The sequence below is a fragment of the Planktophila warneckei (SeqCode) genome, assembly GCF_965234675.1.
GTDB lineage: Bacteria > Actinomycetota > Actinomycetes > Nanopelagicales > Nanopelagicaceae > Planktophila > Planktophila warneckei.
Genome location: NZ_OZ248350.1, coordinates 1,066,513 through 1,082,767, shown reverse-complemented (window position 1 = coordinate 1,082,767; position 16,255 = coordinate 1,066,513). Strand labels below are relative to the sequence as shown.

The 16,255-nt window shown below is 46.4% G+C and carries 14 protein-coding genes; 6 read left to right on the top strand and 8 right to left on the bottom strand.

Annotated features, from left to right (window positions below; all coding sequences use genetic code 11):
* Positions 1 to 4: 4 nt before the first annotated feature.
* Positions 5 to 577: a cob(I)yrinic acid a,c-diamide adenosyltransferase gene (locus tag AC8GFU_RS05635; RefSeq protein ID WP_506626170.1), complete on the top strand. Its 573-nt coding sequence runs from the start codon at positions 5 to 7 to the stop codon at positions 575 to 577.
* On the opposite strand, the gene AC8GFU_RS05630 is transcribed toward AC8GFU_RS05635, so the two are convergent.
* From AC8GFU_RS05630 to AC8GFU_RS05620, 3 genes are read right to left on the bottom strand one after another with little or no spacing between them, the layout of a single operon-like run.
* Positions 574 to 1,131, bottom strand: a complete 558-nt coding sequence (locus tag AC8GFU_RS05630; RefSeq protein ID WP_506626169.1) for a hypothetical protein — start codon at positions 1,129 to 1,131, stop codon at positions 574 to 576. The genes AC8GFU_RS05635 and AC8GFU_RS05630 overlap by 4 nt on opposite strands.
* Positions 1,124 to 1,918, bottom strand: coding sequence for an ABC transporter permease (locus AC8GFU_RS05625; protein ID WP_506626168.1), 795 nt, complete (start codon positions 1,916 to 1,918; stop codon positions 1,124 to 1,126). Before AC8GFU_RS05625 ends, AC8GFU_RS05630 begins: the two co-directional genes overlap by 8 nt.
* Entirely contained in the window at positions 1,911 to 2,762 is an 852-nt protein-coding gene (locus AC8GFU_RS05620) for an ABC transporter ATP-binding protein (RefSeq protein WP_506626167.1), read from the bottom strand. Before AC8GFU_RS05620 ends, AC8GFU_RS05625 begins: the two co-directional genes overlap by 8 nt.
* A 30-nt stretch (positions 2,763 to 2,792) precedes the next feature.
* On the opposite strand from AC8GFU_RS05620, the gene AC8GFU_RS05615 reads away from it, so the two are divergent.
* Positions 2,793 to 3,110 (top strand): Rv1322 family protein, encoded by a 318-nt coding sequence (locus AC8GFU_RS05615; protein WP_506626166.1) that lies wholly within the window; start codon positions 2,793 to 2,795, stop codon positions 3,108 to 3,110.
* Here the strand turns inward: AC8GFU_RS05615 and AC8GFU_RS05610 are convergent.
* Positions 3,107 to 4,576 (bottom strand): aldehyde dehydrogenase family protein, encoded by a 1,470-nt coding sequence (locus tag AC8GFU_RS05610; RefSeq protein WP_506626165.1) that lies wholly within the window; start codon positions 4,574 to 4,576, stop codon positions 3,107 to 3,109. The genes AC8GFU_RS05615 and AC8GFU_RS05610 overlap by 4 nt on opposite strands.
* A gap of 38 nt (positions 4,577 to 4,614) precedes the next feature.
* On the opposite strand from AC8GFU_RS05610, the gene AC8GFU_RS05605 reads away from it, so the two are divergent.
* Positions 4,615 to 5,325 (top strand): alpha/beta hydrolase, encoded by a 711-nt coding sequence (locus AC8GFU_RS05605; protein WP_506626164.1) that lies wholly within the window; start codon positions 4,615 to 4,617, stop codon positions 5,323 to 5,325.
* Here the strand turns inward: AC8GFU_RS05605 and AC8GFU_RS05600 are convergent.
* The gene (locus tag AC8GFU_RS05600) at positions 5,322 to 6,449 is read right to left on the bottom strand and encodes an AI-2E family transporter (protein ID WP_506626163.1); all 1,128 of its coding nucleotides are present in this window, start codon (positions 6,447 to 6,449) and stop codon (positions 5,322 to 5,324) included. The two genes, AC8GFU_RS05605 and AC8GFU_RS05600, sit on opposite strands and share 4 nt — an antisense overlap.
* A gap of 84 nt (positions 6,450 to 6,533) precedes the next feature.
* On the opposite strand from AC8GFU_RS05600, the gene AC8GFU_RS05595 reads away from it, so the two are divergent.
* Genes AC8GFU_RS05595 through AC8GFU_RS05585 form a run of 3 tightly spaced genes read left to right on the top strand, consistent with a single transcriptional unit; the run spans position 6,534 to position 9,818 of the window.
* A complete protein-coding gene (locus tag AC8GFU_RS05595; RefSeq protein ID WP_506626162.1) occupies positions 6,534 to 7,760 on the top strand; it encodes a DUF4032 domain-containing protein in 1,227 nt (408 codons plus the stop codon).
* 13 nt (positions 7,761 to 7,773) lie between these two features.
* Positions 7,774 to 8,634, top strand: a complete 861-nt coding sequence (locus AC8GFU_RS05590) for a co-chaperone YbbN (protein WP_506626161.1) — start codon at positions 7,774 to 7,776, stop codon at positions 8,632 to 8,634.
* The gene (locus AC8GFU_RS05585; RefSeq protein ID WP_506626160.1) at positions 8,634 to 9,818 is read left to right on the top strand and encodes an MFS transporter; all 1,185 of its coding nucleotides are present in this window, start codon (positions 8,634 to 8,636) and stop codon (positions 9,816 to 9,818) included. Before AC8GFU_RS05590 ends, AC8GFU_RS05585 begins: the two co-directional genes overlap by 1 nt.
* Here AC8GFU_RS05585 and glgB read toward each other — a convergent pair.
* The 3 genes from glgB to aceE are packed head-to-tail and all read right to left on the bottom strand — an operon-like array spanning position 9,805 to position 16,180.
* Positions 9,805 to 11,724: a 1,4-alpha-glucan branching protein GlgB gene (glgB, locus tag AC8GFU_RS05580; protein ID WP_506626159.1), complete on the bottom strand. Its 1,920-nt coding sequence runs from the start codon at positions 11,722 to 11,724 to the stop codon at positions 9,805 to 9,807. The genes AC8GFU_RS05585 and glgB overlap by 14 nt on opposite strands.
* A 2-nt stretch (positions 11,725 to 11,726) precedes the next feature.
* Positions 11,727 to 13,463, bottom strand: coding sequence for an alpha-1,4-glucan--maltose-1-phosphate maltosyltransferase (locus tag AC8GFU_RS05575; protein WP_506626158.1), 1,737 nt, complete (start codon positions 13,461 to 13,463; stop codon positions 11,727 to 11,729).
* On the bottom strand, positions 13,460 to 16,180 hold the full coding sequence (gene aceE, locus AC8GFU_RS05570) for a pyruvate dehydrogenase (acetyl-transferring), homodimeric type (RefSeq protein ID WP_506626157.1): 2,721 nt from the start codon (positions 16,178 to 16,180) through the stop codon (positions 13,460 to 13,462). The genes AC8GFU_RS05575 and aceE overlap by 4 nt, the downstream gene beginning before the upstream one ends.
* Positions 16,181 to 16,255: the final 75 nt, after the last annotated feature.

The following is a 16,255-nucleotide window of genomic DNA, read 5'->3' as shown; positions in this document are numbered from 1 at the left end:
GGACATGGTTAATTTAACGCGCATTTACACAAAGACTGGCGATGACGGAACTACATCTCTGGGGGATATGAGTCGTACCTCCAAGAATGATCCTCGCCTCGAAGCGTATGCAACAGTTGATGAGGCAAACTCAACAATCGGTGTTGTGCTTGCAACTGATCAATTAACCGAGGATATGCGCGCACTTCTTGTGCGTATTCAAAATGATCTATTTGATGTGGGTGCCGATCTATGTACCCCAGTTGTAGATTCACCAGCTTTCGAACCTTTGCGCGTTCTTGAATCTCAAATTACATATCTGGAAGCGCAGATCGATAAGTTCAACGCCGATCTTGAGTCATTGCGTTCATTTGTTTTGCCATCCGGTACTGCATCAGCAGCTCATTTGCATGTAGCTCGTACTGTTGTTCGTCGCGCAGAGCGTTGCACATGGGCTGCTATTCACGCATTTGGTGGCGGAGTAAATCCATTAACAGCAAAGTATTTGAACCGTTGTTCAGATCTACTATTTGTGCTTGCCCGTTATGCAAATAAGGAAATCGGAGATCAGCTCTGGGTTCCAGGAGCTAACCGCTAAGGCTTGATTGTGTAGGTATTTCCAGGAACTTTTTCATCTGGAACATCATGGCGGCAAGCAGCTTTCACATTTGCAATTGAATGGTGAAGTTCAATTGGTTCGCCGCTAACGATTAATATCGTTGCGTACTTCTTGGGACCGGTTTCGCCAAGGGTTGTTCGCACAGTTCCAAAAACCTTCAGAGTTTTATCCTCTTCAGAAACCGCACCTTTAACATCGGCGGTAACAATCCACCAGGTACAACCGATTGTTGATGCGACCTGTACCGCTCCACATGAGTATTTTTCGCACACCGGAACGCCATCAACTGTCTTTGCTAGTGCACGCGTTAAAACCTTGTCATTGGAGGCAAGTCCCACTAACTCTTTAGCGGTAGGAATCTTTGCGTAGGTATTTCCATCTTTACTCTTAATGAATCCCTTTGGCGGCCATACAGGGGATGGGGATGGAGTTATCTTCGCTTTAGCCTTGGCTAAAGATGTTGTAGAAGCAGCGCCTGCTACTGGCATACAGATCAGCACTGCCAGTGTCGCTGCTAATACCTTCTTAAGCACGATCCCACTTGAACATACGAACACTGAAGAAAATACCGATTGCCAGCCACACCAGAAGAATCGCTAATGTCTTTTCAGTCTCCCAGCTCTTTGCGACCTCTTGTCCAGCAAATGAGTCAGGTAGGAAAACAGAGCGCATACCTTGGGTGAGCCACTTCAGCGGGAAGATTGCAGCAACCTGTTGCATCCATGATGGAAGTTGAGTGAAGACAAAGAACACTCCGCTGAAGAACTGCAGAATAATTACGATTGGCGAAACAACCGCTGATGCTCCGCGGCCGCTCTTTGGAACAATTGAAAATGCGATTCCTAAGGCGGTAGAACAAGCGCTACCTAATACAACTAACCAAGCAAAGGTAAACCATTTTGCTGGGTCACTTGGCAGATTCAAGCCAAAGAAAAGTAAACCAAAGCCAAGCAGCAAAAGAATCTGAATTACAGTGCTCACAAGTACCAAAATTGTCTTACCAATGAAGTAGCTAGATGCTGGCATCGGTGTTCCGCGCAGACGCTTTAATGTTCCAAAATCACGCTCGACTGGAATCATGATTGCAAGTGCTTGAAAACCAGTATTAACCAAACCTGATGCGATCATTCCTGCAACAAAGTACTGAGAAAAAGTTACACCAGGTGCGATTGTGTCTTTAAAGACTGATCCAAAGATTGCCAGCAAAATAACTGGAAATAACAGGGTAAATACAACAGATTCGCGTTGGCGCATAAACTGCTTAATCTCTAAGTTGCCGCGGCGAAGACCTAACTGAAGAGCACTCGGAACCTTATTCATGAGTACCTCCAATCATTTCAAGGTAAATATCTTCAAGTGATGGACGGAAAACAATTAACTCCGGAACCTCGCCACCGAACTTGGATGACAGCTGTGCCACCAAAGCGGTCGGGTTATCTGATTTTTCAGATTTGATGGAATCTCCATCACGCCACTGAACAGTTGCCTGCGCTGTTGCTCGGCCGCCAAGTTCAGATGGGGTGGAAACTTCGATAATGACGCCCTTATTGATCACCGCAACGCGATCTGCCAACGCCTCTGCCTCATCCAAGTAATGAGTTGTCAGCACAATCGATGTTCCATCGGTGCGCAGCTGCTGAATGAGAGCCCAAAAAGCACGACGGGCTTCAGGATCAAACCCAGTAGTTGGCTCATCTAAAAACAGAAGCTCTGGATTTCCAATAATTCCAAGGGCTACATCTAGGCGACGGCGCTGACCACCTGAAAGATTGCGGATCAACGCGTTCTCTTTTTCAGTTAATCCAACTGAATGAACTACCTCATCGACATTTCGAGGATTGGAGTAGTACCCGCTGAAGTGATTGATTGTTTCTAAAACTGTTAAATCACCAGCATCTGCAGAGTTTTGTAAAACAATTCCGATGCGATTGCGCCACACACGAGATTCATGACCGCGAGTTTGAGGATCAAAGCCAAGGACTGAAACAGAGCCAGCATCACGAGTTCTAAATCCTTCAAGAATTTCGACAGTTGTTGTCTTGCCAGCACCATTAGGTCCCAGAAGTGAAAAAATCTCACCTTGTGCGATTTCCAGATCAACACCGCGCACGGCATGAACATCCCCGTAACTTTTCTTTAGCCCTTTTACTTCGATGAGGCTCATGGGGCCACTTTACTATGCGAAAATACACCTGTGAGCCCGCGTAGAAACTACCCAAAGAAGCGACAAAAGCCCGAAGAACCTCGGGAGATCAACATCGCCTCAACGGGTGAGAGCACTGAAGAACACAGTGATGGTGTTTACACTGTTCGTCGATTAACTGGCTCTGGTTCTACTAAGCCATATCGCTGCCCGGGATGTGATCAATTAATTCCTCTTGCAACTCCACATGTTGTTGCCTGGCTTGAATACGATGAAGATGGACGCAGACATTGGCACACTGCGTGTTGGGCAAAGAAAGATAAGCGTCGCCCAAATACTGAACGAACTCGTAACGCTCCTAGGTATTAACCCAATCGACCCTTTAACGCTTTTGTAAGCTTCACAATAATCTTCTCTTCACCAGCGGTTCGCTTAAAACTAAGTGGACGCAGTGGAACATTAAATCGTGTGCGAACAACGGTGCGGGGATATGTGTATTCAAGTAATCCTTCTGGTCCATGAACACGGCCATATCCACTGTCTTTAACTCCACCAAATGGAACTGATGAGATAGCTGCAAAGGCAAAGGTTGAATTAATCGCAACCATTCCGCACTTTAACTGCGAAGCAATCTTCTTACCTTGGCGCTTTGACCACACATTTGCACCTAATCCATATCGAGATGCATTTGAAAGCTCAATCGCTTGCTGCATTGACGATACGCGGTTGATAATGATGATTGGCCCAAAGGTTTCTTCGCGAACCGCCGCAGAATCCTCTGGCACATCAACCAAAATTACTGGTTGAACAAATGGCTCCTGAACAGATTTCATTGATCCGTAAGCAAAACTTCCGCCATCTTTAATCGCTGCCTTTATATGAGCTGCGATCACCTTGATCTGTGAAGGCATTGTCGCAGGGCCATAATTTCCATCTCCAGGTGCACCTGAATGCAAAGTTTCAGCAAGCGCCACAGATTTTGCAATAAATGCATCTGCTACTCGCTCATCTACATATACACGCTCTGCACCGATACATGATTGACCTGCGTTAGCCATAGCAGACCAGATCGTTGCATCAACTGCGCGATCAAGGTTGGCATCTGCTGCCACGATAACTGGATCCTTGCCGCCACACTCCAACACGACTGGTGTCATATTTGTTGCACATGCTGCAGCAACTAACTTTGCAGTGCGGGTAGAACCAGTAAATGACAACTTATCGATTGCACTGGTGCACAAGGCATTTCCGGTATCTGCCAGACCTGTGATCGTTGTGAAGATATCTGCAAAGGGTGCAATGGAATTAAAGCTTTCCTGCAGCCACACGCCTACGCCAGGTGTGTACTCACTTGGCTTAAATACAACAGAGTTTCCGGCAGCAAGTGCGTAAACAATCGAACCAACAGGAGTAAAGATTGGATAGTTCCATGGTCCGATAACTCCAACAACGCCTAATGGTGAACGTTCAACTGTTGCAGACATATTGGCCATCAGCGCACCAGGTGCTCGGTATGAAGTGCGCATAATGTCTTCTGCATGGCGTGCGGCCCAACCAATATGACTTACAGCGATTGATGCTTCAAGTTTTGCATCGCCCAGAGGCTTTCCTGTTTCTAGTGAAACAAGTGCTGCGATCTGATCGACATTATTAATGATGAAGTTGCTCCATGAAAGCAGCACCTTTTTGCGGCCGGCAAAACCTAACTTCTCCCATGCAACACTGGCTTCGCGGGCTCTTGTTACGACAGCTGCAACCTCTTTGGCGGAATAGATTGGATATGTTCCAGCTACTTCACCAGTTGCAGGATTATGAGAGTTAAATTTCTTGGACATGACAACAAGCCTAGTCGGCAATAGATAGGATTTGAAGCATGAGCCAGACGGTAAGACCAAGCAGTGTCTTTGAATCTGTGCGCACCCCATTTCATGTAGTCACTGCAGATGGTGTTGATCTGATTGGCGAAGTGGCTGCTCCTGTTGGGCCATCAAAGGGTGCAATTTTGTGCCTTCATCCGCTGCCAACAGCTGGCGGGATGATGGATAGCCATGTGTACAAGAAAGCGGCAAATCGATTACCTGCAATGGCTGGCATCACCGTTGTTCGCTTTAACACCCGCGGAACAACAAGTGAGGCCGGAAGTAGTACAGGTGAATTCGATAATGGAAAAGCTGAACACTTTGATGTGGAGGCGATGCTTTCGTACTGCTTTGATACTTTGAAATTAGAAAATGTCTGGGTAACAGGGTGGTCATTCGGGACTGATTTAGCGTTACAGCACGCAAAGGATCCTCGTCATAAAGGTTTGATTCTTTTAAGTCCACCACTTCGCACAACTACTAATGAACAACTTGAGTACTGGAATTCAGATCCGCGACCAATTACAGCGCTCGTTCCTGAACTCGATGATTATCTTCAACCAGCGGCAGCCCGTGAACGTTTTGCTATTGTTCCAAAGCTCAACATCATTGCAGTAGATGAAGCAAAGCATTTATGGCTTGGCGAACCTTCGGTACATCGTGTTTTATCTGAAATTACCTCAATAGTTACCGGCGCACCTGCGCCACTTCCGCTTGAGTTCTAGCTGTTATTTGCTCGAGGAATAACGACTTCATCAAGAATCAAGATGATTGATGCCGCTACTGGCACTGCAAGTAAGCCACCAACAAGACCAAGTAATGATGAGCCAATCAGCGCAGAAATGATCGTTACCGCTCCCGGCACTGACAGCGTGCGCTTCATGATGCGTGGAGTCACTACATAGTTTTCAATCTGTACATAAACCACGTAGGCAACAAATGCGATGACACCAACCCACACTGATTGAGTTAATGCGATCAAGGTGACGATTCCACACCCTAAGAAGTGTCCGATCAACGGGATTAAGGCAGCAACTAGAACAATCATTCCAATCGCGATTGGCGAAGGCATTCCAAGAACTGTTGATAAAACAACTACAAATACAGCAGCCATTGCAGCGATCAGAATCTGACTTCCAACGAAGGAGCCAACGCGAGCGATAATCGCATGAGTTAGTCGGCCTACTCGATCGCGACGGCTTGCAGGAACTAGTGAAAGCCCAAGATCAATTGCTTGTGGAAGTGAAGTGATGAAGTAAAGGGTCAATACCAAGATAGTTAGTGCAGTGAAGAAGCCCGAGAGAACAGATTTTCCAACACCAATAACTCCACCGAAAGTTGAGATTAGCAATGTTCCATCAGATGTAATGGACTTTAACTTTGTCTGCAATGTGTCAATTAAACCAAACTGTTCATTCAGACGGTTGATGGTGTCATTCTTCATTAAGTCCTGAAGCAATGCCGGGGCGGTATTGATCAAATGAGTTCCTTGGCTTACAACCGGAGGAATCACAATTGAGGCAAAGAAGATCACAAATAAAATTACAGATGAAAAAATAACCGTAACGGCAGCGCTTCTGGAAAGATTTCTTTTGCGCAAAGCTTCAACCGCTGGGTTCAAACCTGTAGCCAAGAACAGTGCGATCAAGATCAGCACAAAGATCTGCGAAACGCTTGCGAGTGCTCGCATCAAGATGATTGCAGTAAGGGCTCCCAGGGTTGCGATAAATCCAAAGTAAAAGGGATGAGCGCGGTTAATCGGTTCACCCAAAGTGCCATAGTCAACAGGTGATTTCTGAGACTTAGGTGAACGGGTAGTTGCTTTCTTAATTCTCTCTGGAATAGCCATAGGTGCATTCTAAAGTGATTACTTCACACTATTTGAGACGTGGTGTTCATGTTCTTGTCACATTTATAAGAGAGAATACGCAGTATGGCGCTACGCATTACAGGATTAGGCGAGGAGATCGCTGCTGTTACTGGCCTGCCCTGGCACCTTCCGTTGGAGGAGTGGCCTGAAGATCCAGCCCTTGCTGAAAAGCGCGGTATTTCACGGCACGTTGTGCGCTTAGTAAGAGCAAGTAATGATCCAGATGCCGAGGTATATGCGGTCAAAGAAACTGTGGCTGAGTTCGCCAACCGCGAGTACAAGATTTTGCGCGAGTTAACACATCTTGGAGCTCCTTGTGTTGAACAGGTAGCTGTTGTTGAAGGTCGCACAGATGCTAATGGCGAAGAGCTCCCTTGCGCCATTGTTACCCGATTTCTTCCATACTCATTGCCGTATCGTGTTTTGTTATCAGGTGCGGTCACCGCTCATGAAATTACAACAATGGCAAGCGCACTTGCATTGCTTCTAGTTCGACTTCACTTATTAGGTTTCTGGTGGGGCGACTGTTCTTTGTCAAATACCTTGTTTAGACGTGATGCAGAAGGTTTCGCGGCATACCTAGTTGATGCTGAAACTGGAGAATTCCAGAAAACTCTTAGCGATGGACAGCGTGAACATGATCTTGAAATCGTGCACTTCAATGTCGCCGCTGAATTAGAAGATCTTGCGCTGTCAGGTGTGCTGTATCCAGGTATGGAACCTGTTCGTGCATCTGAAGCAGTTATCCGCAGATACCGCAGAATTTGGTCAGCGCTAAAAGAGCGCCAGTTGTTAGATCCTACAGATCGCAAGGCGGTAGAGCGCGCAATGCGTCAACTACATGATTTAGGTTTTGCAGTTGAAGAGGTTTCGGTAACTATCGATGGCGATACCAAGATGCTCTCCTTCCAACCAAAATTAGTTGCGGCGGGGTATCACACTCAGCGCTTGCGTGAATTAACCGGTCTTGAAACCGAAGAGCTGCAAGCCAAGAGATTGCTTGCATCCTTTGATCGTTACCGCGCTCGCGAAAATACAACTGGCATGACGGTAAATGAGATGGCTAAAAAATGGCTAACCGATGTCTTTGAGCCAATCATCAATCGCGTACCTGCAGATATGCGTGGTCGCGTAGAACGTGCACAGATGTTCCATGAAATCCTTGAAAACCGCTGGTATTTGAGCGAAAAAGTGGGTCATGATGTGGGGCTAGAAGAGGCCACCGACAATTACTGCGCAGAAGTTTTGCCGTTGCGACGAGATTCAGGCGTAGACATAGTCGTTGAATAGATAGGATGGCAACATGAGTTTGCCACCTAACTTCGGGCAAGCCTTTGATTTAAGTTCACTTACTAAGCCAAAGGTTGATACCTCGATTCCGATGCCCGGAATTGAAGTGACAGTTGAAAATCTAAGTACTGATATTTTGCCACTTTCATTGGTGCGTCCAGTCATTGTTTTGATGTGGTCGCCTCGCAGTAAAGAGTCTGCAGATATGGCGATGACTCTTGGCAAACTCGAAAGAGATTACAAAGCGGCATGGAGTTTGGCGAGAGTAAATATCGATACTCATCCTGAAGTTGCACAAGCATTTCAAACTAAGAATGTTCCTTACGCTGTTGCAATCATTGCTGAACAAATGGTTCCGCTATTCGAACAGGTTTATCCCGAAGCACAACTTCGAATGGTGCTAGATAAAGTCTTAACACTTGCATCGGAACAAGGAGTTGGCGAAGCACCTGTTGAACAAATGGAGCCAGAAGAAATAGAGGCGATGGATGCCTTGGAATCTGGAAACTATCCTGCAGCAGAAGCCGCATATAAGAAGTGGCTATCACGAAAGCCTACTGAGAATTTGGCAAAGCTTGGATTAGCTCAAACGCAATTGCTGATGCGCACCGAAGGTTTAGAGTTAGATGATGTAATCGCACAATCAACAGCCGATCCCAGCAATATTGATCTTCAACTAAAGGCTGCTGATGTTGAAGTTGTTCATGGGGGAGTTGAGGCGGCGTACACACGTTTACTGCACGCAGTTAAGGTAACGTCAGGCGAAGATCGCACGAAGATTAAGAACCACCTCCTTGATCTATTCCTCTTAGTTGATCCATCCGATCCACGATTGGTAGCGGCGCGTAAAGAGCTTGCTAGTGCGCTCTTTTAATGAAGATTCTCAGCACCGACAGGGAGCTAAATCTTCTTAAAACCCTCTTTTTCCTCTTCGGAATTCAAATTATGTCCTGGGTTCCCAGGTTCCCAGAGGTAAAAGCCAATCTGCAGCTATCAAATGGTCAATTTGGTTCGCTGCTGAGTTTGGGATCTGTTGGAAACCTAACCTCGTTGATCATTGTTGGCCACCTGGTTCATAAGTTTGGTGCACGCCAAATAATGCGCATCGCCGCACTCGTCATGGCTTTAAGTTTGAGTTTCCTTACCCACAGCACTTCTAGCTTGCTCTTCTTTATTTTCATAGTTTTACAGGGCGCATCTATTTCAGCCTTTCATATTTGTATTAACACTCAAGGCTTTCACTTCCAAGATCGTACAAAGCGACAGGTAGTAACTCTGCTCAGTGGTTTTTGGAGTAGTGGAGCGTTGATCACCTCAATTCTTGCTGGCTTCATGGTTGATCGCGTTGAGCTCGGGACATACTCAAATGTTCTTGCCGTTATTTGTTTAGTTGCAATGTTGTACATCATTCAGCAACTGTCTCCAAACTTAGTTACTGCAAATACAAATCCAGATTCAGATCATCGCGCCCGAGACATGTTCAAGGGATTTAAGATTGATCGACTCGTTTCAGGTGGGCTGCTGTGCTCAATCATGCTCGAGTTTTCAATTGGTGACTGGGCTGCAATCTTTGTCAAAGAGGATATGGGAATTAAGAGTGGAATTCATACACTTCCTTATATTCTCTTTACAGTCGCGATGATTACAGGACGCCTAAATCTTCATAAACTCTTAGAGCGCTACTCAATCCATGAATTAGCAGTAAAAGCTTCGCTACTTTCTGGCTTATCTTTTATTGCTGGAATTGCTGCGGTATCGATAGTTGGTACTGGCAACAAGGTGCTTGTAATCCTCATACTTTCCATCAGCTTCACCATTGCAGGATTGGGATCCTCATTCTTGGGGCCATCAGTCATGAATGCGGCAAATACCCGCTCAAAATTCCCTTCTAGCGTGGTTATTGGCCAGATAGGTGTCATTAATATTTCATTGGTGTTCGCGGTCCGTTGGGTGATCGCGTGGACGGCACAAGCAACCTCATTGTCCATTGCGATATTAATTCCGGCAGTGATGCTTTTGACTGTGCCTTACTTCGCCAAGATCTTTAAGAGCGCTTAAACCACACAGTTGCAAGTGGTGGAATTCGCACGGAAGCCATGTGAGATTCAGCTACAACCACATCAGCGTTTCTAATTCCGCTACCGCCATAACCAAGATCATCGGTATTTAATACTTCGGTCCATGTTCCGGCTGATGGGAATGGCAGTTGGTAACTCTCATGAGGCACCGGAGAAAAATTAGTAACGCTTACTAGGGCAGTTGCATGATCATCCCAACGAGCAAAGGCAACAATATTTGCTGCGCCATCATTTCCGACCAACCAACTAAATCCTTCTGGGTTTGTATCTTTCTCCCATAATGCAGCTGTTTCCTTATATGTAGCGTTTAAGTCAGCCACAACCTTTTGAACTCCTTGGTGTTCTGCGAACTCAGTTAAGTACCACTGCAATCCGGCACTTTCATTCCATTCATCATTTTGAGCAAACTCGCTACCCATAAAGAGCAGTTTCTTGCCTGGGTGAGCCCACATAAATCCATATAGTGCGCGAAGTGTTGCCAGTTTCTGCCAACGATCTCCGGGGAATTTATTTACTAATTGACCCTTGCCATGCACAACTTCATCATGTGACAACGGAAGCATGAAGTTCTCGCTCCACGCATACAAGATTGAAAATGTTATTTCATCATGGTGGTACATGCGATGGATTGGCTCTTGTTGCAAGTACTGCAATGTGTCATGCATCCAACCCATATTCCACTTAAATCCAAAGCCAAGTCCGCCACCAGATGTATCGCCAGTGACGCCAGACCATGCTGTTGACTCTTCAGCAATCATCATGATGCCAGGGTGGGTCTTATAAGCAGTAGATGTAGCCTCTTGTAGTAGCTGAACCGCCTCTAGGTTTTCACGGCCGCCATGCTTGTTGGGCAACCACTGACCTTCTTCGCGCGAATAATCCAAATACAACATTGATGCAACGGCATCAACGCGAAGTCCATCAATATGAAACTCTGTGAGCCAGTACAAAGCACTTGCCACTAAGAAGTTACGTACCTCGTTACGACCAAAGTTAAAGATCAATGTGCCCCAGTCTGGATGTTCTCCTAAACGAGGATCTGCATGTTCGTACAAGGCAGTGCCATCAAACTTGGCCAGCGCCCATTCATCCTTTGGAAAGTGCGCAGGAACCCAATCCAGAATTACGCCAATTCCAGCAGCGTGCAATGCATCCACTAAGAACTTGAATTCATCAGGAGAACCAAATCGAGAAGTTGGTGCAAAGAATGAAGTTACTTGATAACCCCATGATGGTCCGTATGGATGTTCTGTCACTGGAAGAAATTCAATATGGGTAAAGCCTTGCGCCTTCACATAATCAACTAACTCAACTGCCAGCTCGCGGTAGTTCAAACCAAGCTTCCAAGAACCTAGGTGTACTTCGTAGACAGATACAGCAGATCGCCATGATTGGAATTGTGAACGCTGAGCGATCCATTCAGAGTCATTCCATTGATAGGCGGACTCTTCAACAACAGATGCGGTCAACGGTGGAATTTCAGTTGCGCGTGCCATTGGATCTGCGTGATCAACCCATCGACTATCAATACCGCAAACAGCAAACTTGTACTTAGTACCCGCACCAATATCTGCAATAAAGATTTCCCAGATCCCAGAAGAACCTAAGCGGTGCATTTGATGAGTATTGCGATCCCAGTAGTTGTGATCACCAATTAATGAAACGGCATGAGCGTTAGGTGCCCAGACGGAAAAAGCAGTGCCCAGCAATGCTCCCGAATCATCACGCTTAACTTGCGCTCCTAGTGCTTTCCATAACTGTTCATGGCGGCCTTCAGCGATCAGATAAAGGTCTAGCTCACCAAGTGATGAATGCGGATTTAAGAATGTTGCAGGAGAAATCTCGTTGTTGCCGCCTTTACCCAGGAACTTCGAGAAGATCCCCATGGTTACAGCTTTACCTGAACGATGTGTGCAACCTTGCCAACAGGACGTGCTGGGTTGAGCGAAACAAATGTATGGGGATTCCAGGTCATAGTCGCACCATCTAATAAATCTTTAACCTCAAAATCATGGCCATCGATACCAAGTGCCTGCATATTCCAATGAACTGTGGTGCCTTGCGCATAACTTGGATCAAGGTTTACAACAACCAAAATCAAATCTTTTCCTTCACGCTTTGAATAAGCGATGATCGCATCTGAATCTGTGTCATGGAAGGTTAAGTTGCGCAGGCGTTGCAGCGATGGATGTGCTTTACGTATCGAGTTTAGTTGTGCGATAAATGGTGCAAGAGTTAAACCTTTCTTACCCGCACCTTCCCAATCGCGAACCTTGATCTCGTACTTTTCAGAATCCAAGTACTCCTCGCCACCCTCTTTGAAGGCGCGGTGTTCATATAGTTCATATCCTGCATACATTCCCCATGAAGGAGTCAATGTTGAAGCTAAAACTGCGCGCAATGCAAACATTGCAGGGTTTCCACTTTGTAAGTGGAAAGGATTGATATCTGGAGTATTGACCCAGAAATTTGGTCTAAAGAATGCGCTGGTGGTTTGTGAAACCTCTTTGGCGTAATCGGTGAGCTCCCACTTGCTAGTGCGCCAGGTGAAGTAGGTATATGACTGATGGAATCCCGCTTTGCCCAGTGCGTGCATCATCGCTGGGCGCGTAAAAGCTTCTGCTAAGAAAACCACCTCGGGGCTCTCTTCACGCACAATAGTCATGACATCCTGCCAAAAATGAACTGGCTTTGTGTGTGGGTTATCCACGCGGAAGATCTTTACGCCCTTAGAAACCCATAAACGAATGATGCGAAGAACTTCATTGCGAATACCATCGTAATCATCATCAAAGTTAATTGGATAAATATCTTGGTACTTCTTTGGTGGGTTCTCTGCGTATGCGATCGTTCCATCAGCACGTTTGTTAAACCATTCAGGGTTGCTCTTTACCCAAGGATGATCAGGTGAGGTTTGAAGTGCAAGATCCATGGCAATTTCTAAACCATTCTTACCTGCAGCCTTTACGAAATCCTCAAAATCCTTCATTGTTCCTAGCGCTGGATTAATCGCATCATGTCCGCCATCGGCGTTACCAATTGCCCAAGGAACTCCACAATCATCTGCCTTTGCATCAAGGGTGTTGTTCTTACCCTTGCGGTGTGAAATTCCAATTGGATGCACCGGAGGTAAATACAAAACATCAAAGCCCATTGCAGCCACACCAGGTAAACGCTTGGTTGCTGTTGCAAATGTTCCGCTAGTTACCGATCCATCTGCATTTCTAATGGCACCTTCGCTGCGAGGAAAGAATTCGTACCAAGCGCCAATTAATGCGCGATCACGATCAGCACGCACCGGATACTTATCTGATTCACCTGTAACGGTGCGATATTGGGATGTGCTTGATGCTTTAACAACAAAGTGAAAATCGCCTTCAGCTGGAACTGTGAAAGAACCTTCGTAGCGATCGGTGCCTGGCCAGTTTTGAACTAGCGGCTGGCAATCCACCATCTTGTTCTTACCGTTAAATAAGCAAACTTCAGCGGTTAATGTTTCATGGCCTTCAATGATGATTGTTGCGCCTACTGAAATTATTTCTCCGGCAATGGCTTTCACCGCAACAAATTCTCCCCCGAAGTAAACCGCGGGGGAGATATCTGTGATTGGAATTCTAGAGATCAACCTGAGCCTTCTGTATTGCCAGCATCTGCAGCTGAGACATCGTGGATACGATACTTAGCCATAGCCTGCGTGACAATGCTTTGCTTGATATCACCTTGGTTACAGAGTTGCTGCAATACAGCAACTGCGATTGATTCAGCATCTACCTTGAAGTGACGACGAAGCGCACCGCGTGTATCTGACAAACCAAAGCCATCTGTACCAAGTGAGTAGAACGGCTGATCTACCCATGGAGCAACCTGGTCCTGAACTGCGCGCATAAAGTCGCTGACAGCGATGACCGGACCCTTTGCATCAGCAAGCTTTGTGGTGATGTACGCCTTGCGAGGATCTGTTGGATTCAGCAGGTTGTGGCGATCTGTTTCTAGGCCATCACGACGAAGCTCATTCCATGAAGTTACAGACCACACTGAAGCGTTAACGCCCCAATCATCTGCAAGTAGTTGCTGCGCCTTTACAGCCCAGTTGACTCCAACACCAGATGCCAAGATCTGCGCGCTCTTCTTGCGAGCATTCTTTGCAGGTGAGTACAAGTAAATTCCCTTGAGCAGGCCTGCTACATCAAGGTTCTCTGGCTCAGCAGGATGCATGTATGGCTCGTTGTAAACAGTTAAGTAGTAGAAAATGTTTTCGCTGTTTTCACCATACATACGACGTAGACCATCTTTAACAATGTGTCCTAGTTCGTAAGCAAATGCTGGATCGTAGGCAACTACTGCAGGGTTAGTAGCAGCAAGAAGAAGTGAGTGACCATCTTCGTGTTGCAGACCTTCACCATTAAGAGTTGTACGTCCTGCTGTTGCACCAACTACAAATCCGCGAACCATCTGATCTGCCGCTGCCCAGAATGCATCGCCTGTGCGCTGGAATCCAAACATTGAGTAGAAGATGTAGATAGGAATCATTGGCTCATCATGTGTTGAGTATGAAGAACCAACTGCTGTAAATGAAGCAACAGATCCTGCTTCATTAATACCTTCGTGAAGAATTACACCCGAAGTTGATTCCTTGTAAGAAAGCATGAGCTCGCGGTCTACCGCGGTGTACTGCTGTCCATGAGGTGAGTAAATCTTCATCGTTGGGAACAATGAATCCATACCAAAGGTACGAGCTTCATCAGGAATGATCGGAACGATGCGTGCACCAAGTCCGGGATCCTTAACAAGATCCTTCAACATACGAACAAAGGCCATTGTTGTTGCGATCTCTTGTTGTCCTGAACCGCGCTTCACAGAGTCATAGACAGTGTCAGCAGGCATTGTTAATGGACGAGACTTTGCGCGACGACGTGGAATTGATCCACCTAGTTCTGCGCGACGCTCTGCAACGTACTTTGCTTCTGGAGAATCAGCAGCTGGCTTGTAATAAGGAGGTAGGTACTTATCCAACTTCTCATCTGGAATATCTAGGTGCAATGTGTCGCGGAACTTCTGAATATCTTCCAGCGTCATCTTCTTCATCTGGTGCGTTGAGTTACGACCTTCGAAGTGTGAACCAAGAGTCCAACCCTTAACAGTCTTAGCCAAAATCACTGTTGGGCGGCCATTCTTTTGGGTTGCAGCTGTATATGCAGCAAATAGCTTCTTGTAATCATGGCCACCGCGCTTGAGGTTCCAGATCTGATCATCTGACCAGCTTGAAACCATTGCAGCGGTGCGTGGATCGCGACCAAAGAAATTATCGCGAACAAACTTTCCTGATTCAGCCTTAAATGTTTGGTAATCGCCATCAAGGGTTTCATTCATCAACTTAACAAGTGCGCCTTCGCGATCTTGAGCAAGAAGTGGATCCCAACCGCGACCCCAAACAACCTTAATTACATTCCATCCAGCGCCACCGAAGATCGCTTCAAGCTCTTGAATAATCTTTCCGTTACCGCGAACAGGTCCATCTAGACGTTGCAAGTTACAGTTAATAACAAAGGTTAAGTTGTCTAACTTTTCGCGAGTTGCAAGACCGATCGCACCTAATGTGTCGACCTCATCAACTTCGCCATCACCAAGGAATGCCCACACATTTTGATCACTTGTATCTTTGATTCCGCGGTTATGTAGATAACGGTTGTAACGTGCTTGGTAAATCGCATTCAATGGTCCGATACCCATTGACACAGTTGGGAACTGCCAAAAGTCTGGCATCAAACGTGGGTGAGGGTAAGAAGAAAGTCCGCCACCTGGATGTGAAAGCTCCTGACGGAAACCATCTAACTGATCTTCAGATAAACGACCCTCTAAAAATGCGCGTGCATACATTCCGGGACTTGCGTGGCCCTGGAAGAAAATCTGATCTCCGCCACCTGGGTGATCCTGTCCGCGGAAGAAGTGGTTGAAACCAACTTCATACAACGCAGCAGATGATGCGTAGGTAGAGATGTGTCCACCAACTCCAACACCTGGACGCTGTGCGCGGTGAACCAACATCGCTGCATTCCAACGGTTGATGCGACGAATCTTGCGTTCTAAATCTTCATCACCAGGAAATGGTGCTTCATGCTCTGGAGCGATTGTGTTGATGTAATCAGTTGTTCGAAGCGCTGAGATTCCTACATTCTTTTCACGTGCATGTTGCAGCAGGTTGAGCATGAGGTAGCGAGCGCGAACCGGACCAGCCGCCTTGAGAGCGGCATCAAAGGAGGCTCTCCATTCAGCAGACTCAGATGGGTCGGTATCGACTAGCTGTTCAATATTGAGGTCGGGCGCTTCGAAGTTTTCGCTCATGTGCCTATTCTCGTCCTTACTACCCCGTAAGTGGAAATTGAAGAGGTGTGAAATTGAGCGTGCCTACCTCTTGCG